This is a genomic window from Phaeobacter sp. PT47_59 (assembly GCF_028890025.1).
Taxonomy (GTDB): Bacteria; Pseudomonadota; Alphaproteobacteria; order Rhodobacterales; family Rhodobacteraceae; genus Phycobacter.
In genome coordinates, this window is record NZ_JARCJL010000001.1 from 1 (window position 1) to 22384 (window position 22384).

Here is a 22384-nt window from a genome sequence, read left to right on the forward strand (position 1 = left end):
ATCAGACATGTTTACCGCTCGTTTTTCGAGCCGTGGATCATGCCGCCAACCGGAAATCAATGGGTCCTGAGCCTAACGGAGGCATTGCCGCTCCCGGCGACTGCGCTCTTGCCGCTGGCAGTCGCGCCAATCTCCGGAATCGCCGCGCTCGAGGATACCGCCCGCGCTTACAGCGATCCCCTTGTCATTCTTTTTCTGGGTGGTTTTTTAATCGCCAAGGCTATCGAGAAAACGAACTTGCATTGGCGATTGGCGAACGTGCTGCTCGGGCTTGCCGGAACAAATCCGCGCCGGGTTCTCGCGGCCATCATGATTGCCACGGCGTTTCTCAGCCTGTGGATCAGCAATACAGCCTCTGCCATGGTGATGGCGCCGATAGCGGCGGCGATCGCGAGTACGCAAGGCGGCCAGTCCAATTTCGGCACTCCCCTGATGCTCGGCGTCGCCTTTTCCGCCACGATCGGGGGCATGGGGTCCCTGATCGGAACGCCGCCCAATGCGATATTCGCCTCTTATGTCAGCACGACCTACGGGGTGGAGGTCGGGTTTGCCCAATGGGCGGCGGTTGGTATTCCGGTGGCGCTGGTCTTGTTGCTGCTCACCTGGCTCGTGCTCGTCTGGGTATCTCCGCGGCTCGGGAACGGCGTGCTGGCGCTGCATTATGAGCACCGACAAACCGGGATGCAGACCGCGGAACGCCGCGTCGCAATCGTCGCGGGGGTCACGGCACTGGCCTGGCTCTCAAGCCCTTTGGTTGAATGGCTCATTCCCGCGATCACGCTCACGGACGCGGGAATTGCCATGACAGCCGCACTGGCGCTTTTCGTGCTTTCCGATGGGAAAGGCCAGCGTCTGCTCGATTGGGAAACCGCCGCGAGTCTGCGATGGGACGTGCTGATCCTTTTCGGCGGAGGGTTGGCTCTTGCCAGCATTCTTCAGCAGTCCGGTTTGACGGATTGGATCGGCGGTATCGTTCAATTCGTCGCCCATTGGCCCAGCTTCGCCATTCTTCTCATTCTTGCAGCACTGATCGTTTATGTTGGAGAGTTGGCGAGCAACACGGCGATGGCGGCAATCTTCCTGCCGATTGACGGGGCCGTGGCGACCGGGCTTGATACCGATCCGGTGACATTCATCCTTCCGATCGCGATGGCTGCCTCCATCGGCTTCATGCTTCCGGTCGCCACGCCCCCCAACGCGATCGTATTCGCAAACCCTGCGGTGACCCGTTCCGATATGTTGCGTGCGGGCGCGCTCCTGGACATCGGCGGACTATTCGCGACGGTTTGGGTGGCCGCGTCCCTGGGAAAAGTGATCTTTGGATAAGTCTTGAAAAGGACAATACGCCGCTCTGCCTGCGAACTGACTTTCACAAGAGGCCCACACTTGCCATTCATGCGCCAGACTTGGGATACCCGGCTCCAGACCCTTCGAGAGTGAGGCGGAGCCTTAACTGGCCCCGACGTGAGGGGGAGGAATGGTTGACTGGCACTGGCTCCGTCTCATGACTTGACCGAAACAGGTAGCGCCTGTTGCAAAGCGCTCTCAAGGCACCGCTTGAGTTGGCGCGCAATGTCGCTGAAGTTGTCGGCTGATATTGTTTTTGTCGAGCGGGAATGGTCTGTTCCTTACCAGGCTGAAAAGTGGGTATCAGCCGAAAGGAGAATGGCTCATGGGGACGCCTCGTCTTAGTTTTCACGGTGCTGCTGGTGCTGTCACTGGGTCTTGTTTTCGACTACTCACGCCAGACGGTAATTTTCTGATCGACTGCGGCATGTTCCAAGGCCCGAAATCGGAAAAGGAGTTGAACTACCGCCCTTTCCCGTTCGAACCCGCCGATATCACAGCCGTGATCCTCACCCACGCCCATATCGATCATTCGGGGTTGCTACCGAAACTGGTGCGAGAAGGTTTCAAGGGCCCAATATACGTCACTCCGGCAACCCATGATCTATGCGCGGTGATGCTGCCGGACAGCGCTCATATACAAGAGTTCGAAGTCGAACAGTACAACCGGCGCGCAGGCCAGCGCGGACGGAAACGCGTCAATGCGATCTATGATGCGACGGACGTCAAGAAGACGTTGAAAGCGATGCAAAACCAGGACTACGGAGATTGGTTTGCCTTCGGGAAAGGGGCGCGTGCCCGCTTCTGGAACGCGGGGCACATGCTTGGATCGGCTACAGTCGAGATCGAAATCGTTCAGCCAGAACGCAAGCCGCTTCGCCTCTGTTTCTCCGGCGACATCGGGCCAGACCACAAGCTGCTCCATCCCGACCCGGAAGCACCGAAAGGGATCGACTACCTTGTGTGCGAGTCGACCTATGGCGATACCGACCGAATGGACAAAAGCTCTGAGGAGCGGCGACGACAGCTGTGCGATGAAATACTCGAGGCAATACGACCGAATGGGGCGCTAATCATCCCGTCTTTCGCCGTTGAACGCGCCCAGGAACTGATTTCGGACCTCGGCCAATTGATCACCGAAGGAAAATTACCGCGAATTCCTGTCTACCTGGATAGCCCCCTGGCCATTCGGGCCACCGAGGTTTTCGCCCGCAACAAGGCTGATCTCGAGGGCGGCGCCACATTGGCCCAGAGCCTGCATTCGCCATGGCTGAACTTTTGTCAGACCGCCGAGCAAAGCAAGTCACTCGACCAGAAGCGCGAATTCCATATCGTCATTGCCGCCAGCGGAATGTGCGAGGCCGGCCGCGTGCGTCACCGGCTGAGAAACTGGCTCTGGCGCGAAGAAGCCACCGTGTTGTTGGTCGGCTATCAAGCGACAGGTACGCTGGGGCAACTGTTGCTGAGCGGCCAGCAAACAGTGCGGATCCAAGGCGACGAGATCAAAGTACGGGCGCGTATTCGATCGCTTGATCTATATTCAGGCCATGCCGACGGTCCGGAGCTTGCCCAATGGATTGCAGAGCGTGAACCCGTGTCTGCCGGGGTATTCCTGGTGCATGGGGAGCCGCCAGCCCTTCAGGGGCTGGCTGATCGGATCACTGCGACTGTGCCGCACGAACGCATGGTCATTCCCTCACTGGACGCGACCTTCGAACTGACAGCCCAGGGTCCGGTCCCTGTCGGCGGCGAGACGGTGCCTCGCCTTGATCCGAAACGGATCGCTCGACTGGACTGGCACAATGATGTGTCCCGCCTGCTCCTCGACCTGAGCGACGCTCTTTACGCCATGACGTCCGACAAGGAGCGCGCCATTATGATCCGCAGATTGAGACGTGCACTCAAAGACGGTACGCGGAGCGACGAAAGCTGAACGACGGGGGATCAGACGGAAATGAGCGTGCAACGCGCAACGATCAAGGCGGCAAGACGCTCTCCTCCCGGGTCGGATCCCGGCAAACTTGAGGTTTCGCCATCGGCCGCCAAGCCGGATATCCGGATTATTGCCTTTGGCCCTGACGCATTTGTCGAGCGGCAGGTTGCCGAGGTGGCGGATATCGTCGAGATGCGACATGCCTTTCAAACGATTTGGGTCGATATCGTTCAATTCGGAGATGCAAACATCATTTCCGCGATTGGCGACATATTCGGCCTTCACAAGCTGGCTCTGGAGGATTCGATCAACACGCATCAGCGCCCAAAGGTCGAGGAGTACGACGATCATCTGTTCATCGTTGCGCTCATGTTGGGCGAAAATGGGTCACTTGAGACCGAGCAGGTCGCATTCTTTATGGGCTCGGACTATCTCATCACATTTCAGGAAAAACCCGGGGACTGTTTTCAAAGCGTACGGGATCGCATTCGCAAGGCGAGCGGACGCATTCGAAGCGCAGGCGCGGACTATACCTGCTATGCGCTTCTGGATGCGATCGTTGACAGCTACTTTCCCGCATTGGAACAGGTCGGTGACAGGCTTGAGGCTCTCGAGGATCTGGTCACCAGGTCGCCTGAGATCGGCAACATAGCCGATTTGCACGACATGAAGCGCAAGTTGCTGCTTCTGCGCCGTGCGATTTGGCCCCACCGCGAAGTGTTCAATGCGCTACTTCGGGATGAGCATCCTCTCATTGCTCATGAAACCCGGCCATTTCTCCGCGATTGCTACGATCACACCGCACAACTGATGGATATCGTGGAGACATATCGCGAAATGGCTTCTGGTCTTGTGGATTTACATGTCTCCAGCGTCAGCATGAAGCTGAACGAAGTCATGAAAGTCCTGACCATCGTGGCGACCATTTTCATTCCACTGAGCTTTATCGCAAGCGTGTACGGAATGAACTTTGACCGCGAAAGATCGCCTTGGAACATGCCCGAGCTGGGTTGGTATCTCGGATATCCATTCGCGTTGATGCTAATGTGCGCCTCGGCCGCTGGACTCGTTTGGTACATATGGAAAAAAGGCTGGTTACGTTAGTGGCTGCCGAGCAGCCTTTGTAACGTGATACGGTCATTCCTCCATGCGAAATGAACTCTATCTTCTATCGAGTCGTCCTTGTTTGGAGCATCTCGCTCCCAAGCATGCTCCAAGACGGTCATGGTGGGTTTCGACAGTAAAGTGGAGGGCACGCACGCCTCGTGTGGTCGTTCGCTCCGGGCAGGGAGGCGCCGGTCACTCTGCATCAGGCGCGACCGGCTGCACGTGCGGATTCGCACTCGCGCGGCGCCAACAGCGCCGGTCGCGCAGGCTATGCAAAGCCCGCTAAATGCGCCCGGCGATGGTTCGTGAAGCACGCAGCGAATGACCGCTTCGTTGCTTTCGCCAAGTTCCATTGCCCAAACAACCGAAAGCTTTACAGCTCGATCCCGCTTTACTTCGGGGTCGTGATGTCAGAGATCGCCCTGATCAGCTTCGCGATATCGTTCGGTCCCAGCCGTGCAACGTTCACCCGCCCGCCTTTGACGACGTGGATACCGTGGTCGCGGGTCAGCGCGTCTTCTTGCACTTCGGTCAGAGGGAGCAGTGAAAACATGCCGGATTGCTCTGCAATATAGGCGAGTTTGTCCGTACCCAACAGCGTGCGCTCGGTATTGGCGATCTGTTGACGTACGCCAAAAACGCGCGCCCTCATCTGCTCCAGCTCGTCAAGCCAGAGCCTTTTCAAACCCGCGTCTTGCAGGATTGTTCGCACCACCGATGCCCCGTGATCTGGCGCATGTGAGGCGCCAGAACGAACAATGGCCGAAACCGCGCGATGTACCCTGTCACGTTCCCTTGCTCCGGTTTTCACAAACAGCGCCCCGGCGCGGTCCCGGTAGATGCCAAACGTCTTGGACAGGGTAATGCAAAGAATGCAGACGGGAAAGCGGGCGGCGATCTTGCGGGCCATGGCACAATCCGCGTCCCAGCTTTGGGCGAAACCAAGATAGGCGAGGTCGATCCAGGGGATTATGCCGCGCGCCTCCAGCACATCCAGCACCGCGTCGAACTGCTGGGGTGTCATATCGGCACCCGTGGGGTTGTGGCAGACCCCCTGCATCAAAAAGGCATCGCCCGAATTGGCGGCCTTGAGCCCGTCCAGCATTTGATCGAACGTGATCTCGCGCCGCAGCGGATCGTAATAGGGCAGATGAGCGAACTGTGCCCGCGCAGCCATCAGGATCGGAACGTAGTTGCCATAGGTCGGGGTTTGGAGCCATACCGTGGGCGGCTTGGGCATTTGGGCCAGAAGATCCGACATCACACGCAGGGCCACGGCCCCGCCCGCCGTCTGTGCCGAGACCCAGCTGTCGTCAAAAGCGTCTCCCATGATTTCGTGCCCAAGCACGCGACAATAGTCCGCGTCGCCGGTCAGAGCGAGGTAGGATTTGCTGGTCTGGGTGTCGACCAGCCTTTGCTCGGCCTGTTTCACGGCCTTGAGCACCGGCGTCTGACCGCCTTCGTCCTGATAGACGCCCACGGTCAGGTTGAGCTTGTCTGTGCGGGGATCCTGCGCGAAATACTCTGCTCCGATCATGATGGGATCGACGGGGTAGTCCTCGACCTGTTCGAACATGGCTTTTCCCTTTCCCGCTTGCATGGCGTCGCCGCCGATGAAGGCAGTCTTCCGCATGGCTTAGAACTTGGTGATGACAGTTGCGCCGACGGACTGGAACTTGTCCATGTTCATCAGGGCCTCTGGCGCGGCGTCGAGGCTGATCTTGTCACCGACCAGCCGTGCCGGATCCAGCTTGCCGCTTTCGACCATCTCCAGCATTGCCCCATAGCGATGCGCCTGCATCCCGTGAGAACCCAGCAGCTCAATCTCCTGCCCGACGATCTTGGGCATGGGAACGGCGGGGGCGGCATGATCGCCCAGCATCAATCCCACCTGAACATGCTTGCCGCGCGGACGCAGACCGAGAATCGAATTGGTCATCGTCGTCGGATGCCCCAATGCGTCCAGCGACACATGCGCGCCGCCTTTGGTGATCTCCTGGATAGCGGCGACCACATCGCCCGTGCCCTCAATCGTGACGACCGCGCCCAGATCCTTTGCCAGCGCAAGCTTGACCGGATCGAGATCGACACCGATCACATTGGCCCCTGCGGCGGTGGCAATCATCACTGCAGACAGGCCTACGCCGCCGCACCCATGCACGACAACCCACTGGCCCGCGCTGACCTTGCCCTGGTCGATCACCGCACGGAATGAGGTGGCAAACCGGCACCCAAGGCTGGCTGCCGTTGCGAATTCCATGGTCTCTGGCAAGGCCACCAAATTCAGGTCCGCCTGATGGATCGGCACATATTCGGCAAAGCTTCCCCAGTGGGTGAAGCCGGGCTGCTCTTGATGCAGGCACACCTGTTGATGACCTGCATGGCATTCGCGGCATGCGCCACAGCCGCAGATGAATGGCACCGTGACCCGATCACCCGCTTTCCAGTTGGTGACATCCTTGCCGACCGCCGCGACAACGCCTGCCAGTTCGTGCCCAGGGATATGCGGCAGCTCGATATCGCTGTCATGCCCCATCCATCCGTGCCAATCGCTACGGCAAACACCGGTGGCCTCGACCTTCAGGACGACGCCATGTGGCTCCGGCATGGGGTCTTCAACAGTGACAAGTTTGGGGGCCTCTTGGAACTTTTCGAACAGGACAGCTTTCATGCAGGGATCTTTCGGTGTTGTCCGGAAATTTGCGCGAATATACCACGGCGCGGCGAAACTCCTTTGCTAATCCGCCTTGAATTGGCAATCAATTAGGCGGAAATCTTCCATATTGAAGCGGTTTTGAGGGCATTCCACTCATGACAGATATCGACACCATCAACGCTCAGATTCTCGAACTGCTGCAGGACGATGGGCGCATGACCAATACCAGACTGGCCGAGCACCTGGGCATGAGCGAGACCCCATGCTGGCGGCGGCTCAAGAAACTGGAAGAAAGCGGGATCATCGACGGTTATCAGGCCAATCTGAACCGGCGCAAACTGGGGCTGGGCGTGATGGCCTTTGTGCAGATCAGTTGCTCTGAGCACGGTCAGGCCGCGACCGCAGAGTTTCAGCGGATCATCGAAGTGACTCCAAACATCCTGGCCTGCCACAACACGACCGGTGAAGATGACTTTCTGCTGATCGTCGTCGCCCGCGATCTGGATGACTACAGCGCCTTCGTGGACAGCACTCTGCGGCGTCTGCCTGGGGTAAGCAGCATTCGCTCGAACCTGTCGTTGAAGGAGATGAAGGCGTCGAGCAAATTGCCCATTCGCGTGTCGGGGTGATAAACCGTTGGGTGATCCATGAAGCGGGTGTCAGGGGTTATGATGTGAACTGCCACATTAGGTACGCATAAGAGACTTTGGTCGTGTGCGCAGCGAATGTCAGCTTCCCGCCCATTCCTCAGGAGGCAGCGATCAATACCTGTCACGGAGACCCGGTCCGTCCAATGGCGGAGCACGGCAATTGCAACCCTGCACCCCATGCTTGCGGCTAACTACACCCGAAACAGGTTTCAGTGTGCCTTTCCTACATATTTTCACCACGTCACTGGCACTACACCGTTTGCCAAGCATACGATGGAGGAAAGTCATGCGCAGACTGAGGAAAACGATCATCACCTGTGCCGTGACAGGATCTGTCCATACACCGTCCATGTCACCCGCGTTGCCAGTCACACCCGCACAGATCACCGAGCAGGCTCTGGCCGCTGCGGAAGCCGGTGCGGCGGTTCTGCACATGCACGCCCGAGACCCGCAGGACGGGCGGCCTTCGCCTGACCCGGCCATCTTCGAGCAATTCATTCCGCAGATCGCTGCCCGGACTGACGCCATCATCAACATCACCACCGGCGGCAGCACCCGAATGACGCTGGACGAGAGACTTGCCTACCCATTGCAGGCCCAACCGGAGCTTTGCTCCCTCAACATGGGCTCGATGAACTTTTCCTTTCACAAGGCCGCACAGGGCGTCACCGACTGGCAGCACGACTGGGAAAAGCCTTACGTCGAGGGCAGCGAGGACCTGATCTTTCGCAACACCTTTCGGGACATGAAATCGGTCATCGCACAGTTGGGCAAGGCCCATGGCACGCGTTTCGAATTCGAATGCTACGACGTGGGCCACCTGTACAACCTCGCCTATTTGCGCGACGAAGGCCTGATCGAGGGGCCACTGTTCCTGCAATGCGTGCTGGGCATCCTCGGAGGGCTGAACGCCGACCCCGAGAACCTGTTCCTGATGCGCAGCACCGCCGACCGTTTGTTCGGGCGTGATGGCTATGCCTTTTCCGTGCTCGGCGCGGGGCGCCACCAGATGGGCCTGGTGACCATGGGCGCAATCATGGGGGGGCATGTGCGTGTCGGGCTGGAAGACAGTCTCTATATCGCGCGTGGCAAGCTGGCGCAGTCCTGCGCCGAGCAAGTCACCAAGGTCCGAACTCTGTTGGAGGCCCTGTCACTGGAAATCGCAACGCCGGATGAGGCCCGCAGGATCCTTGCCACCAAGGGCCCTGAAAGGACGGCGCTGGTGGGCTGAGCGACCTGGTGCCTAAACCTCTCCCGGCACGGGAGCCAGCCGGTCCAATCGCAGGGCAATATGCAATTCCAGCGCGGCAATCGGGTCTTCCCAGCCGCCGGTGACATGGCGCAGCGTATCCAGCCGCTGTCGCACGGTGTTGACGTGGACCGACAGGCTGTCGGCCGTACGCGCAATGTTGTGCTGGCAGTCAAAATAGCACAGCAGCGTCGTGGCCAGATGCGCCCGTCCCTTGGGGTCGCGGCTGCGGATCGCTGCCAGCCGCCGCGTCACCAGGTCGCGGATGCGTTCGGGGTCCGCCTGTTCGAACAAGCGGCCAAACAGGCCAATTTCGGCATGGTCGATGAACCTGCTCAGCGGTGCGATGCGCCGTATCGTCCGCAGCGCGCCCGCCATTTCGCGCCAGATGGTCGGGCAATTTTCCAGCGCGGTAATCGGCTGCGACAGCAGCCCGCCCGCCGTCACGGTACGGCGGCGCTGCAGCCGTTCCACCAATTGCGTGATCTCGGACGCGGGGCCCACCGCCAGATAGGCATCGTCGACCAGATCCACCAAGAGGTTAAGTCGCCCTGCCGCCGCGCGGATATGATCGGTCTGCCCCTCGCGGTCCGTTCCCGAAAGGGTGACGAGCAGCATCCGCACCTCCTCCTGCGCCCCGGTGCCCAACCGGTCGCGCACGGAGCCGAGTGTCGAGGCATCGGGCGGGGAGACCAGCACCAGGTGTCGCAACAGGGTTGCGGCGGCGATCAATTGATCGGCCTGGCGCTTTTCGGCCCAGAGCTTGGCAATCGACAACGCAACCGCGCTGCGTTCGAGGTTGCGCAACGGGATGCGACCGATGTCGCCCGTGTGGCAGATCACCAGGCTGTCGCCACGCTGCGCCCCGCCGTGCAGCGACAACACCAGCGCCCGCTCGCCGTCGCGTTCCGCCAGCAGTTCCGACCGGCCGCTGCGACGTGACCGTGCGATCGTGGACAGAAGTGCCGCGTGGTCCAGGCGCCCCTCTCGCATGTCATGCCCCAGTGTGCCTTCGTAACGGCTGTCGGCCACCTCGTCGCGCAGCTGGAACCCAGGATCGAGGTAGAAGATCGCCCCCGACACCTCACTTGCCATCCGCTGCATGAAACTTTGCAGGTCGGCACCGCGCGCCAGCAGGGACATCATCTCGTCATGGCTGCGCGCCGAGGTCTCGACCTCCGCGATATGGCTTTCCAGCGAGGTCCGCACTTGTTCTGCCGTATCCAGCGCCTCGGACAGGCGGGCAAAGCTGCGCGCGTTGTTCATCGCCACCCCGGCATGCTGTGCAAAGGATCCGATGACAGAAATCTCGCGCCCGGAGTACTTGCGGCCGTAGCGGTCGGCCACGAACAGCAGCCCCATGACGCGACCATCGGACAGGATCGGGAAACCCGCCAGCGATGTGATGTTTTCACGCCGGAACTGTTCATCCAGCGCCGGGGAATGGCGGAAACCCTTGTCGTTGAGGTAATCCGAGGTGGTGAAGAAACTCTTGGTCTCCATGATCTGCCCGACCACACCGTGACGGATGTCGGCCTTCATCTCGGCGGTGCCGGGGGTCAGGTTGCCCTCGGTGGCATAGTTGCGGAACAGGCCTTCATCCTCGTCCAGCATGGTCAGCCAGGCGACATGTGATCCGACCAGGTTACGCGCGCGGGTCACGATCTTGCCGAGCAGTTCCTTCAGCGACAGGGTGCTCGACAGGTCATGCGCAGTTTCGATCAGCAGAGTGAGGCCCCGTTCAGTCAGCGCGGTTTCGCCCGGTTGCTGCACCAGCCGGACCAGATTGTCGGCCAGGTCTGCAGCGCCCTGCGCCCGAAGACCGTCAAGCATGGGCTGGATCTCTGCACGATCCTGCCCATCGGCCAAACCGGCAACGATGCGCGAGGCAAGTGTGATGCTGTCGGGGATCATGGGGGCTCCTCGGAATGTGATCGAGACCGCAGGAAGCGGTACTGAACAGGAAATTGGAATGTGCTTTTCGCACACAAAAAACCAACCGGACTGACGTTTAACTACATACCCTGCCGTGGCGCTCCGTGAAAAGTCTTGTGGCGATGAAGATCGAGCGGCCACCAACGCCGCCGTTTCCGGGGAGGAAAGCCATGGCAAAGGTTTACGCGGACGCCGCTTCGGCGCTGGAGGGGCTGCTGAGGGACGACATGCTTATCGCTGTTGGCGGCTTTGGGCTTTGCGGCATTCCGGAACTGCTGATCGCCGCCGTGCAAACCAACGGTGTGCGCGGCTTGGCGGTGGCGTCGAATAACGCCGGGGTCGATGATTTCGGCCTTGGCCCGCTGATGCAGACCCGCCAGATCGCGAAGATGATCTCTTCCTACGTCGGCGAGAACGCCGAGTTCATGCGCCAGTACCTGGCAGGTGAACTGGAGGTCGAATTCACCCCTCAAGGCACGCTGGCGGAACGCATGCGCGCCGGAGGCGCCGGCATCCCCGCCTTCTACACTCGCACGGGTGTCGGAACGCAGGTGGCAGAGGGCAAGCCCCATGCCGAGTTCGACGGGGTGACCTACATCCAGGAACGCGCTTGTGGCCGACCTCGCGATCGTCAAGGCGTGGAAGGCGGACCCGACCGGAAACCTGGTGTTCCGCAAAACCGCGCGCAACTTCAACGTGCCCGCCGCCACCTGCGGCAAGGTCTGTGTCGCCGAGGTCGAGGAGATCGTGCCGGCTGGCAGTCTCGACCCGGACATGATTCACCTGCCTGGTGTCTACGTGCACCGCCTGATCGCGGGCCACCACGAGAAACGTATCGAACAGCGCACCACGCGCGAACGCCGCGTCGCCTGACGCGAGCCAGGGAGGATAGACATGGCCTGGACACGGGACCAGATGGCGGCGCGCGCCGCTCAGGAATTGCAGGACGGCACCTATGTCAACCTCGGCATCGGCATCCCGACGCTGGTGTCGAACCACATCCCCGAGGGGATGACGGTGACGCTGCAGTCGGAAAACGGCATGCTGGGCATGGGGCCCTTCCCGCTGGATGCTGACGTTGACCCCGACCTGATCAACGCCGGGAAACAGACCATCACGGAACTGGCCCACACCGCTTATTTCGACAGCGCCACCAGCTTTGGCATGATCCGGGGTGGCAAGATCGTCCTGGCAATCCTCGGGGCGATGGAGGTCAGCGAGACCGGCGATATCGCCAACTGGATGATCCCCGGCAAGCTGGTGAAGGGCATGGGCGGCGCCATGGACCTGGTGGCGGGCGTCGGCCGCGTGGTGGTGGTGATGGACCACCGCAGCAAGTCAGGCGCGTCGAAACTGCTGCCCGAATGCAGCTTGCCGCTGACTGGCAAGGGCGTGGTGGACCGTATCATCACCGATCTTGGCGTGTTCGACGTGATACCGGGAGGGCTACGCATCGTCGAATGTGCCCCCGGTGTCACTGAGGACGACCTGCGCGAGGCGACCCTGGCAACCATCGTCTGACGCATCCCGAAATCTTTTCCGAACCTGCCCCGTGGCGGCAGGCCCCGGCCGCCTCCGCGCGGGCGGACAGAATAGCCACGTTTTTGGAGGAGGACCCTATGAACAAGACCCTGACCAAGACCCTGACCACGACTGCCCTGGCGGGCTTCGCGGCACTCGGCATGCAGACCGCCGCGACGGCAGAGCCGCTGAAGATCGGCATCATCGAAAGCCTGTCCGGCGCGCAAACCTCGACCGGGCGGCTGTTCGCCTCTGGCGTGCGTTACGGGATCGACCAGATCAACGCCGCGGGCGGCTTCAACGGGGCGCCCATCGAGGTGGTCGAATACGACAACGCGGGCGGCGCCAGCGAAGCCGCAGACAAGTTCCGCCACGCCGCAGCCGACGGCGTTCATATCGTCGTGCAGGGTGCATCGTCCGCCATTGCGGGTCAGATCACCGAAGACGTGCGCAAACACAACCTGCGCAACAAAGGCAACGAGATCGTTTACATGAACGTCGGCGCCGAAGCGATGGAGCTGACCGGCAACATGTGCCACTTCTACCACTTCCGCTTTACCACCACCGCGCCGATGCGGGTGAACGCGCTGACCCGCGCCATGGCCGAGGCAGGCGATCTGGGCACCAAGGTCTATGCCATGAACCAGAACTATTCCTGGGGCCAGGATATGCAGGCCGCCGTCGAAGGCGCCGCCGGCGCGGGCGGCTACGAGGTGGTCGACACCGTGCTGCACGACGTCAACAAGATCCAAGACTTCGCGCCCTTCGTCGCGCGGATCAAGGCCGCCGCGCCCGATACCGTCATCACCGGCAACTGGTCCAACGACCTGCTGTTGCTGATGAAGGCTGCGGGCGACGCCGGGCTCGACGTGCGCTTTGGCACCGCCTTCCTGGATCAGCCGGGCAATATCGCCAATGCGGGCAAAACCGCGCTGGGGCATTACATCGCCAACAACTACGTGAACTCGGCCGGGGATACCGCCTTTGCCGAGGGCTTCAAGGAGGCCACCGGTCATTACCCGACCTTTGTCGAGCCGCAGGCCGCCTTTGCAATGGGAGCCCTGGCCAACGCGCTGGAAACGCTGGATTTCGGTGGCGGTGATATCGTGGTGCAGGACGTGGCACTGGCGCTGGAATCCAGCACCTATGACAGCCCGCTCGGCCCGATCACGGTGCGCGCCGAGGATCACCAGACCATCCGCCCCGTCGTGGTGGCCAAGGTTGTCGAGGGCGCGCAGTACCCCTCTGACGAGACGGCAATGGGCTTTGAGGCGGTCAAGGTCGTTCCGGCCGAAGAGGTCATCTACCCGGTGCAGTCCAGCTGCGACATGAAGCGCCCGGGCTGATCTCCCCCACGCGCTAACCACAGGCCGGGTGCGTGAGCGCCCGGCCTGCATTCCCCGCATCTCCGGATACGCGAGACCCCTATGGAATTCCTGATAATCTCGACGCTCAACGGCGTCATCTACGGGCTGCTGCTCTTCATGGTGTCGGCAGGCCTGACACTGATCTTCGGCATGATGGGCGTGCTGAACTTTGCCCATGCCTCTTTCTACATGCTGGGGGCCTATTTCGCCTACGCGCTGTCGCCGATCATCGGCTTCTGGGGCGGGCTGTTGCTGGCGCCGGTGCTGGTGGGACTGATCGGCATGTGGGTCGAACGGGTGTTGCTGCGCCGCGTGCACGCCCATGGTCACGCGCATGAACTGCTGCTGACCTTCGGTATCGCGTTGATCGTGGTGGAGGCGGTCAAACTGATCTTCGGCGACTTCCCCGTCGCATACCAGGTCCCAACCGAGCTGCGCTTTGCCGCCTTTACCGTCTTTGGCACCGATTACCCGTTCTACCGCATGTTCATCGGCAGCACCGCCGTTGCGATGTTCCTGGCGCTCTGGTTGCTGCTGACGCGTACCCGCGTGGGCATCGTCGTGCGCGCTGCAGAACGTCTGCCGCAGATGGCAGATGCCCTGGGCCACAACATCCCCGTCGTCTTCATGTCGGTCTTCGGTGTGGGGGCCGCGCTGGCCGGGCTGGCCGGAGCCGTGGCAGGAGCCTTTTACCCGACCAATCCGAACATGGCCGCCGAACTGGGCGTGATCGTCTTTGTCGTGGTGGTCGTGGGCGGGCTGGGCTCGCTCAAGGGATCGCTCCTGGCCTCGCTCCTGATCGGGATGTTCTCGTCCTTTGCGGTTGGGCTCGACTGGTCTCTGGCCGGGCTGCTGGGCCTCGTCGGCCTCGGCGACTGGGCCCGGGAAACCGGCGGGCTGCTGACAACGCAGGTGTCCTCGATCTCGGGCACCATTCCCTTTGCCCTCATGTTGCTCGTCCTGCTGGTCCGTCCGGCGGGCCTGATGGGAGACCGTTCCTGATGACCAATTCGATGAAATTGATGCTTGGAGCCTTGCTGCTCGCGGCAGCACTGGGTCTGCCGCCGTTCTTGGGCGCGGCCTGGCAGAACGCGCTGAACACCATGTTGATCGCCAGCCTCTATGCCCTGGCGTTCAACCTGCTGGCAGGGCAAGCGGGACTGTTGTCCTTTGGCCATGCCGCATATTTCGGAGTGGGCTCGTTCGCGGTGCTGCACCTGATGCTGGCGACCGAGGATGGCCTGGCCTTTCCGACGCCGCTTTTGCCCCTGGCAGGTGCAGCGGCGGGGCTGGTTGCGGGCCTGGTGGCTGGCTGGTTCTCGACCATGCGGTCGGGAGTCTATTTCGCGCTGGTGACACTGGCCATCGCCGAGCTGTTCCACAGCTTTGCCCCCCACCTGAAAGAGCTGTTCGGCGGGGAATCCGGTATCTCGGGGATGCGGATGCCCTGGGGCGACGTGATGTTCGGCACGGTGCTCGAAGTCTATTATCTGACGCTGGCCTGGGTTTTGGTCTGCGGGTTGCTGCTGTGGGGCTATACCCGCACGCCTTTTGGGCGGCTGACGCTCGCGATCCGCGACAACGAGCAGCGCGTCCGCTTCATGGGGTATGACGCGCATCTGGCCAAGACGGTGATCTTTGCGGTGTCGGCCATGTTCACCGGTGTCGCCGGTGCGCTGCAGGCCGTGTCGAACGAGACGGCGAACTACGCCGTCTTCGGCGCGCATGTCTCCAGCCAGGTGGTGCTTTTCACCTATGTCGGTGGTGCCACGCTGTTCTTGGGCCCGGTTTTTGGCGCGGTGGCCTTTTCCCTCTTCGCGTTCCTGGTCTCTGATCTCACCCGGTCCTGGCTGTTTTACCAGGGTCTGATCTTCGTGCTGGTGATGCTCTATGCGCCGACCGGCATCGGTGGCGCGGTGACCCAATGGCTGCACCAGCCACGCGCGCGGATCCGCGCTCAGCTGGCAGGCCCTGCGTTATGGGTGGCATTTGGGGGTCTGGGCATCACCTGCGGCGTGGTCTTCCTGACCGAGGCGGTCTCGGTGCTGTTCGGCCTCGACTATGCCAACCTCAAGCGCGGAGCCGAAACCCTGCCGGATTTCGCGCTGATGGGCCTGAACTGGGCACCGCTGTCGCCGCTGACCTGGGGCCTGCCACTGGGGATTTTGGCGGGGGGCATCTTTGCCCTGCGCCGGGGTGTCCGCCGCCTGGCCGACACCGAACCGACCTCCGACACCAACGCCACCAAAGAAGGTCTGACCGCATGACATCCAATAGTGAAACCCCGGCTCTCAGCCTGCGCGGCGTGGTCAAATCCTTTGGCGCCCTGCCAGTCATTCAGGGGGTCACCCTCGACGTAGCAAACGGCCACCGCCACGCCGTGATCGGCCCGAATGGTGCCGGAAAATCCACGTTGTTCAACCTTGTGTCCGGGATGTTTCCCGTCACCGAGGGGGAGATTTTTCTGAACGGCGCGCCCATCACAGGCCTTGCTCCGCATCGCATCAATCGCGCCGGTCTGTCGCGATCGTTCCAGATCACCAACATCTTTCACCGGTTGAGCGTGTTCGAGAACATCCGCATGGGCGTCCTCGCCCGGCACGGGCGGCGGTTCGACCTGTTCTCGGCCATCGCGCGCAGACGGGCGATCAACGACGAAACTGCAGAGATCCTCGACACCGTGGGCCTGACCCGGCGCAGTGACCACTTGGCGGGCGACCTTACCTACTCGGAACAGCGCGCGCTGGAAATCGCCATGACCCTGTCGACGGGGGCCGAGGTCATCCTGCTTGACGAACCGACCGCAGGCATGTCGCGCGAGGAAACCGCACAGGCGGTCGAATTGATCCGCAAGGTCACGGAGGGAAAGACGCTGTTGATGGTCGAACACGACATGAGCGTGGTGTTCCAGCTGTGTGACCAGGTTTCGGTGCTGGTCTATGGGGACATTCTTGCCACTGACACGCCCGAGGCCATCAGCCGAAACGCCGAGGTGCAGAAGGCCTATCTGGGAGAGGAAGCCGCATGACCCTTCTCGATATCAAGGGCTTGCATGCCCATTACGGCAAAAGCCACATCCTGCACGGAGTTGATATGACGGTGCCTGAAGGGGCGATTGTCTCGCTGCTCGGGCGCAACGGCTCAGGGCGGTCGACGCTGATGAAAGCGATCATGGGCATCGTGCCGCCGACCGGGGGCCAGGTCATCCTGGATGGCCGCGACTTGGCGGGTGCCCGCCCCCATGACATCTGCCGCCAGGGTATCGGCTACGTCCCCGAAGAGCGCCTCGTCTTTGCCAATCTCACGGTGGCGGAAAACCTCGCAATGGGGGTGCAAAGGGGTCGGCCCGGAACGCATCAATGGTCGGTCGAGGACATGTATGCCTACTTCCCCCGCCTGCATGAGCGCCGCGACATCAACGCGGGTTACCTGTCGGGCGGGGAACAGCAGATGCTGACCATGTGCCGCTCCCTGCTGGGCAACCCCCGCCTTCTGTTGATCGACGAGCCGACCGAAGGTCTCGCGCCGAAGATCGTGGAAGTGGTGATGGAGGTGATCCTGGATATCGCCCGCCGCGGCGTTTCGGTGCTGCTGGTGGAACAGAAATTGACCATCGCACTGCGCGTCGCGCACGAGGTGCTGGTCATGGGCCATGGCGAACTGGTGTTCCACGGCTCCCCCGATGCGCTGGCCGCGCGGCCTGATGTCCGCCGCAACTGGCTGGAAGTGGCATGACACTCCCCTACAAAGAAATGGAAAAACGATGAGCTATCTTGAACGCATGCGCCCGGTGCCCGGGCTACGTGTCCTTATTACGGCCGGGGCCTCGGGCATTGGTGCCGCGACGGCGCAGGCCTTCCTTGAGGCAGGCGCCCGTGTCGCCATCTGCGATGCCGACGAAACGGCGCTGGCGGCCTTTGCAATCCGACACCCCGAAGTCCTTGCGATCGCGGCGGATGTCTCCGACACCGCTGCTGTCGCGGCGATGATGGACCAAGTGGAGGTACAATTCGGCGCGCTGGACGTGCTGGTAAACAACGCCGGTATCGCAGGCCCGACCGGGCGGGTCGAAGACCTGGAACTCGACGAAATCCGCCAGACACTGGACGTTGACGTCCTTGGCCAGTTCATCGTGTTGCAGCGCGCCATTCCCCTGCTACGCCAGGGAAGGGACGCGGTGATCCTCAACGTGGCTTCTGTTGCAGGGCGCCTTGGATACCCGCTGCGCACGCCATATGCGGCGGCGAAATGGGGCATCGTCGGATTGACCGCCAGCCTGGCCAAGGAGATCGGTCCCGATGGCATCCGCGTCAACGCCATCCTGCCCGGCCCGGTGCGGGGCCCGCGCATGGATCGCGTGATGAAGGACCGTGCCGAGGCAGAGGGGCGGACCTTTGAGGACGTGCACGAGGAATACCTCAACATCATCTCGTTGCGCCGGATGGTCGGGCCGGAGGATATCGCCGACATGGCGTTGTTCCTTGCCTCTCCTGCCGCGAGCGGTATCGCCGGGCAGGCGATCAGCGTCTGCGGCAACGTCGAGACCCTGTGACCATGCCGGGCGCAGGTCATCCGATCCGTAAGGTTACCGTCGTCGGTGCGGGTCTTATCGGCAGCAGCTGGGCCGCGCTGTTCCTGCAGCACGGGTTGGACGTGATCGTGACCGACCTGCGTCCCGAGGCAGAAGCATCCCTGCTACAGTCAGTGGCGGGGATGCTGCACGAACACGCGCTGGCCCCGGAACGCCTGCGTTTCGACACCGACCTCGGGCGGGCCTGTGACGGGGCAGATTTCGTACAGGAATGCGCCATCGAGCGGCGCGAGGCCAAGATCGCTCTGTTTCGCGACCTGGACGCTTATACACGGCCGGGTGTCCTTCTTGCGTCCAGTTCCTCTGCCCTGTCGGTCAGTGAGATGCAAAGCGCCTGCGTCCATCCCGGCCGGGTTGTCCTGGGCCATCCTTTCAACCCGCCTCACCTTGTCCCGCTGGTGGAAATAGGCGGCGGTGCACAGACCGAACCCAACGCGCTACAACGCGCGGAAGCCTTCTATGCATCGCTTGGGAAGGTTCCGGTCCGGATCGACCGCGAGACCTATGGCCATATTGCCAACCGCTTGCAGGCCGCAGTCTTTCGCGAGGCCATCCATCTTCTCGACAGCGGCATCGCCAGCGTCGAGGCCATCGACGCGGCATTGAGTGAGGGGCCGGGTCTGCGCTGGGCCTTCATGGGGCCGTTCCTGGCCTATCACATGGGCGGCGGAACCGGCGGGATCGATGGTTTCTGGAAGATGTTCAAGCCAATGCAGCGCAGGCTTTTCGCCGAACTGGGGCAGCCCGAGCTGGACGATGCGCAGATTGCACGGGTCAGCCGTGCGGTGCAGGATGCCTACGGGCAGGCCCCGCCACATGATCTGCTGGCGGCGCGCGATGCTTTCCTGCACCATATGGTTGCCGTGAAGGCCGCCGGTGGAAAGACCGACACGGCGGGTTGAGTTGGCGTCCGAATTCCCGGGCGCTGATAGTGGATTAAAAAGCCGGGACGTTCCCGTTCGTGCCGCGCGCTTTTACAGGTCACTGCCTGCATCCCGGGAGGTGGCGGCGTCCGCGATCGGGAATCCAACGCAGCCGACACCAAGTGCAGACGCATTGGTTTGACCGGGCGCGCAAAGAAAAACGGTATTCGGGGCAGCCCGGAAAACACCTCCTTCCGCCAAACGGCGGTCTTCCTTCTTCAAGGTAAAACGGGATCATATACACGCGGATCGCCCGTACAGCATTGAAGAATGTGCCATGGGCTCGTTGGTCGGACGACATTGGTCGTCGTGTCCTGCGCATCTCCACCATTGGTTCAACCCGCAGAGAAGATCAACTAACCGCCCAATTCGGAAAACTCCTCCCCTGTTCTGCAACAGCTCCGCGAGTGGACCTTATACGACTTGTCTATGACACTTTTCTATGACGCCCCTACCCGCTTACTGTGCCGAGACTGCCTATTCCGCCGTTAGAATGCCCCTATTTTATTGGTTTGAACCTATCAGATTGAGCCGCAAAAACGGTCTCGAAAACCGTTGTCCCTTCACGGGGACCCAGGGTTCGAATCCCTGTCTCTCCGCCATTATTCCCCTGAGATCGCCATAAAAACCGTCCCAGAACCAGGGGATGACACATCTGTTGTCGTGACTTGCTTTCGGGGTATCCGGGCAATCACCTCAATTCATGGCTGCCAATTTGCCTATCCTGGACTGTCGCCTGCGCTCCCTTGGGACGGCATCCATGCTCTTTACACGGCTGACAACACTCCACAGAACATGAAAAGGGGCCCCGCAATTGTGGGACCCCTTTCCATTTTGGCCCGGCAAATCCGACAGCCATCTGCTTTCGGCATGCATGATAGCAAGCGTGGCTTCCGGTCCGCCCAACGTCACACTGCCATGGAAAGACCGGGGCAATCGCCCCGGTCCTTATCGCTGCATTCAGAAGGCCTTGGTCAGAGAGAAGTTGATCTCTCTTCCACTGCCGTAGGAGCAGACATAGACCGTCTGGCACCCGGTCACATGCCGCGTGTCCGCCAGGTTGGTGATCGCCAGGTTGCCGACAAAACCATCGCCGAACGCATAAGAGGCGCCAATGTCGTACAGCGTGTAGCCCGATACCTTCAACGTGTTCACATCGTCCGCGAAACTTGACCCGCGATGACGGGCGCCCGCCTCGATCCTGACACCGTTTTCAAATTCATAGGCAGCAACCAGGGCGGCCTGGACTGTCGGGGTCAAGGTCGGTGTCTTTCCGATCAGCCCGGCATTTGTATCCGCGGTGACCTCAACATCTGTCCAACTCACCTGGCCTCGCAGCGTGAAACCGTTGCCAAAATCGTAGCCGCCTTCCAGCTCCAGCCCCTGCGAGCGCACTTCTCCCAGTTGCGAGTAGTTGCCCCAGGTGCCCGTTTGAACGTTCTTGCGATCGATCTGGAACAGGGCCGCAGCAAGGTGGAACGGCCCGCCATCCGGCAACCACTTCAGCCCCGCTTCCCATTGATCGCCGCTTTCCGGCTTGGTGATGCCATCGGCGGGCGACAGGATGATCGGATTGAAGAAGCTCGAATAGGTCAGGTAGGGCGTCAGGCCGTTGTCGAATTCATATGCAATCGCCGCCCGCCCAGAGGTTTCGCTGTCTTCCCGGGTGAACGCGCCGGTGCCGACGCGCTCGGTCTCGACCCAATCATGACGCAGGTTGAAGGTGGTGATGAAACCGCCGCCGAACTTGATCTGATCCTGAAAATAGAGACCCAGCTGGTTCTGCGTCGTCTCTGCATCCTGATATGGCACCCCCAGGACCGGCGTGCCGGGCGCGGTCGGGTTGACCACGGTGTTTGACCCGAAGCCTGACTGCTGGATCTCGTCGATCACGTAGCGCCGCGTATCAAGGCCAAAGAGCAGATCGTGAGACGCCCCAGCGGCCTCGACCGTGCCGTAATAGCGCAGATCGGCCTGGGCGGTTTTGGTTTCGGTTTCATGGTGGAAGGCAATCAGACTCAGCGTGCCTGCCGCATCCTGCGGAACGGTGGCGTAGCCCGTGTAACCGAAGGGGTAGTAGTAGCTTTCCTCAAGATCGGCACGTCCCACCCGGCCGATCCCGGTGAAGGTGAAGCCATTGTCGAACTGATGCTCCACGATTGCCGAAACGGTTCCCTGCTTGCGCTCGTAACTGTCCCAATCGGGATCCGAGAAGTTGGCATCGGGATCGATGAAGCCGAATTCCACCGTCTGCTGCACCGTGCCGTAGTAGGGCAGGAAGGTCGATCCGTTGTGCTTTTCGCTGGCGCGATGGAAGTTGCCCAGAAGCGTGATTTCCGTGCCGCCATCGGTGGTGAACTTGTAAGACGGCGCCAGGGTGCCACGCAGGCCTTGGTTCAGGTCGTCGTACTTGTCTCCGCCCTCAATCAGACCGGTCACCCGGTAGGCACTGCTCTCGCCAACGTCTTCGCCAAAGTCGAAGGCCACCCAACCGGCCCCCGCATCGTTCAGACCAAAGGTCAGCTCGCCCACATGGCCGCCGGGCCGCTTGGACACATAGTTCACCAGACCGCCGGGGTTGGATCCCCCATATAGCGCCGAGGCCGCGCCCCGCAGCACCTCAACCCGCTCCAGCGTATACGGATCGATGTAGAAAGACCCGAATGCAAAGGACAGGTTCTGCGCGTTGTCGATATAGGTTCCGGTCTGATCCGCCTGGAAACCACGGATGCGCAGCCAGTCGTAATCATTGTCGCTGCCATAGACATCCGTGGTCACGCCCGCGGTATAGCGCAGCGCCTCGGATACACTCTGGGCGCCAAAGGCTTCGATCTGTTCGCGCCTAAGGACCGAAACCGCCTGCGGAACTTCGTTCAATTGCAGCGGCACCTTGGAACCGGTGGCGGTCGGCGGGTTGGTCTCACCCTCGGCGACAGGCCCGTTCGAATCCTCGAAGCTTTCCAGCGTCAGCGTGCCGAGGTCGACGGTCTGCGCCCATCCCGGCAAGGCCGTCCCGCACATCAACACCGCCGTGGTGGTCAGCGTCTTCCACCGAGTTTCCCTTGTTCGTTTTCGCAAAGCCATTGTCGCGCCTTTCCTCATCAG

17 protein-coding genes and 1 pseudogene are annotated in these 22384 nt (G+C 61.4%); 14 read left to right on the forward strand and 4 right to left on the reverse strand.

Annotation, left to right across the window (positions count from 1 at the left end; genetic code table 11):
- The 3 genes from PXK01_RS00005 to corA all read left to right on the forward strand — a co-directional run.
- On the forward strand, nt 1-1326 hold a 1326-nt coding region (locus PXK01_RS00005), incomplete at its 5' end, for an SLC13 family permease (RefSeq protein ID WP_274858347.1).
- Between the two features lie 346 nt (nt 1327-1672).
- Complete coding sequence (locus PXK01_RS00010; RefSeq protein ID WP_274858349.1) at nt 1673-3280, forward strand: MBL fold metallo-hydrolase RNA specificity domain-containing protein; 1608 nt, start codon at nt 1673-1675, stop codon at nt 3278-3280.
- A gap of 21 nt (nt 3281-3301) precedes the next feature.
- A complete protein-coding gene (gene corA, locus PXK01_RS00015) occupies nt 3302-4384 on the forward strand; it encodes a magnesium/cobalt transporter CorA (RefSeq protein WP_274858350.1) in 1083 nt (360 codons plus the stop codon).
- Nucleotides 4385-4778: 394 nt separating this feature from the next.
- Here corA and PXK01_RS00020 read toward each other — a convergent pair whose 3' ends face one another.
- Complete coding sequence (locus tag PXK01_RS00020; RefSeq protein ID WP_274858351.1) at nt 4779-6020, reverse strand: aromatic amino acid transaminase; 1242 nt, start codon at nt 6018-6020, stop codon at nt 4779-4781.
- A gap of 3 nt (nt 6021-6023) precedes the next feature.
- Entirely contained in the window at nt 6024-7058 is a 1035-nt protein-coding gene (locus tag PXK01_RS00025; RefSeq protein ID WP_274858352.1) for a zinc-dependent alcohol dehydrogenase family protein, read from the reverse strand.
- A 140-nt stretch (nt 7059-7198) separates the two neighbouring features.
- Here PXK01_RS00025 and PXK01_RS00030 point away from each other — a divergent pair, with 140 nt between their 5' ends.
- Together PXK01_RS00030 and PXK01_RS00035 are read left to right on the forward strand one after the other, a co-directional pair.
- Complete coding sequence (locus tag PXK01_RS00030; protein ID WP_274858353.1) at nt 7199-7672, forward strand: Lrp/AsnC family transcriptional regulator; 474 nt, start codon at nt 7199-7201, stop codon at nt 7670-7672.
- A gap of 316 nt (nt 7673-7988) precedes the next feature.
- Nucleotides 7989-8924, forward strand: a complete 936-nt coding sequence (locus PXK01_RS00035) for a 3-keto-5-aminohexanoate cleavage protein (RefSeq protein ID WP_274858615.1) — start codon at nt 7989-7991, stop codon at nt 8922-8924.
- Nucleotides 8925-8936: 12 nt separating this feature from the next.
- On the opposite strand, the gene PXK01_RS00040 is transcribed toward PXK01_RS00035, so the two are convergent.
- A complete protein-coding gene (locus PXK01_RS00040; RefSeq protein WP_274858354.1) occupies nt 8937-10856 on the reverse strand; it encodes a helix-turn-helix domain-containing protein in 1920 nt (639 codons plus the stop codon).
- Nucleotides 10857-11047: 191 nt separating this feature from the next.
- On the opposite strand from PXK01_RS00040, the pseudogene PXK01_RS00045 reads away from it, so the two are divergent.
- From PXK01_RS00045 to PXK01_RS00085, 9 genes and pseudogenes are all read left to right on the forward strand, one after another.
- Nucleotides 11048-11750, forward strand: a pseudogene (locus PXK01_RS00045) (CoA transferase subunit A).
- Nucleotides 11751-11771: 21 nt separating this feature from the next.
- On the forward strand, nt 11772-12398 hold the full coding sequence (locus tag PXK01_RS00050) for a 3-oxoacid CoA-transferase subunit B (RefSeq protein ID WP_274858356.1): 627 nt from the start codon (nt 11772-11774) through the stop codon (nt 12396-12398).
- Between the two features lie 98 nt (nt 12399-12496).
- Nucleotides 12497-13744, forward strand: coding sequence for a branched-chain amino acid ABC transporter substrate-binding protein (locus tag PXK01_RS00055; protein WP_274858357.1), 1248 nt, complete (start codon nt 12497-12499; stop codon nt 13742-13744).
- An 81-nt stretch (nt 13745-13825) separates the two neighbouring features.
- On the forward strand, nt 13826-14767 hold the full coding sequence (locus tag PXK01_RS00060; protein ID WP_274858358.1) for a branched-chain amino acid ABC transporter permease: 942 nt from the start codon (nt 13826-13828) through the stop codon (nt 14765-14767).
- A gap of 11 nt (nt 14768-14778) precedes the next feature.
- The gene (locus tag PXK01_RS00065; protein ID WP_274858359.1) at nt 14779-16032 is read left to right on the forward strand and encodes a branched-chain amino acid ABC transporter permease; all 1254 of its coding nucleotides are present in this window, start codon (nt 14779-14781) and stop codon (nt 16030-16032) included.
- Entirely contained in the window at nt 16029-16793 is a 765-nt protein-coding gene (locus PXK01_RS00070) for an ABC transporter ATP-binding protein (RefSeq protein WP_274858360.1), read from the forward strand. Before PXK01_RS00065 ends, PXK01_RS00070 begins: the two co-directional genes overlap by 4 nt.
- Nucleotides 16790-17500: an ABC transporter ATP-binding protein gene (locus PXK01_RS00075; RefSeq protein WP_274858362.1), complete on the forward strand. Its 711-nt coding sequence runs from the start codon at nt 16790-16792 to the stop codon at nt 17498-17500. The genes PXK01_RS00070 and PXK01_RS00075 overlap by 4 nt, the downstream gene beginning before the upstream one ends.
- Nucleotides 17501-17528: 28 nt before the next feature.
- Nucleotides 17529-18317: an SDR family oxidoreductase gene (locus PXK01_RS00080; RefSeq protein ID WP_274858364.1), complete on the forward strand. Its 789-nt coding sequence runs from the start codon at nt 17529-17531 to the stop codon at nt 18315-18317.
- A gap of 2 nt (nt 18318-18319) precedes the next feature.
- Entirely contained in the window at nt 18320-19258 is a 939-nt protein-coding gene (locus PXK01_RS00085; protein WP_274858365.1) for a 3-hydroxyacyl-CoA dehydrogenase NAD-binding domain-containing protein, read from the forward strand.
- Nucleotides 19259-20239: 981 nt separating this feature from the next.
- Here the strand turns inward: PXK01_RS00085 and PXK01_RS00090 are convergent.
- Nucleotides 20240-22363 carry a TonB-dependent siderophore receptor gene (locus PXK01_RS00090; protein WP_274858366.1) on the reverse strand — a complete coding sequence of 708 codons (2124 nt, stop codon included), beginning with the start codon at nt 22361-22363 and terminating at the stop codon, nt 20240-20242.
- Nucleotides 22364-22384: the final 21 nt, after the last annotated feature.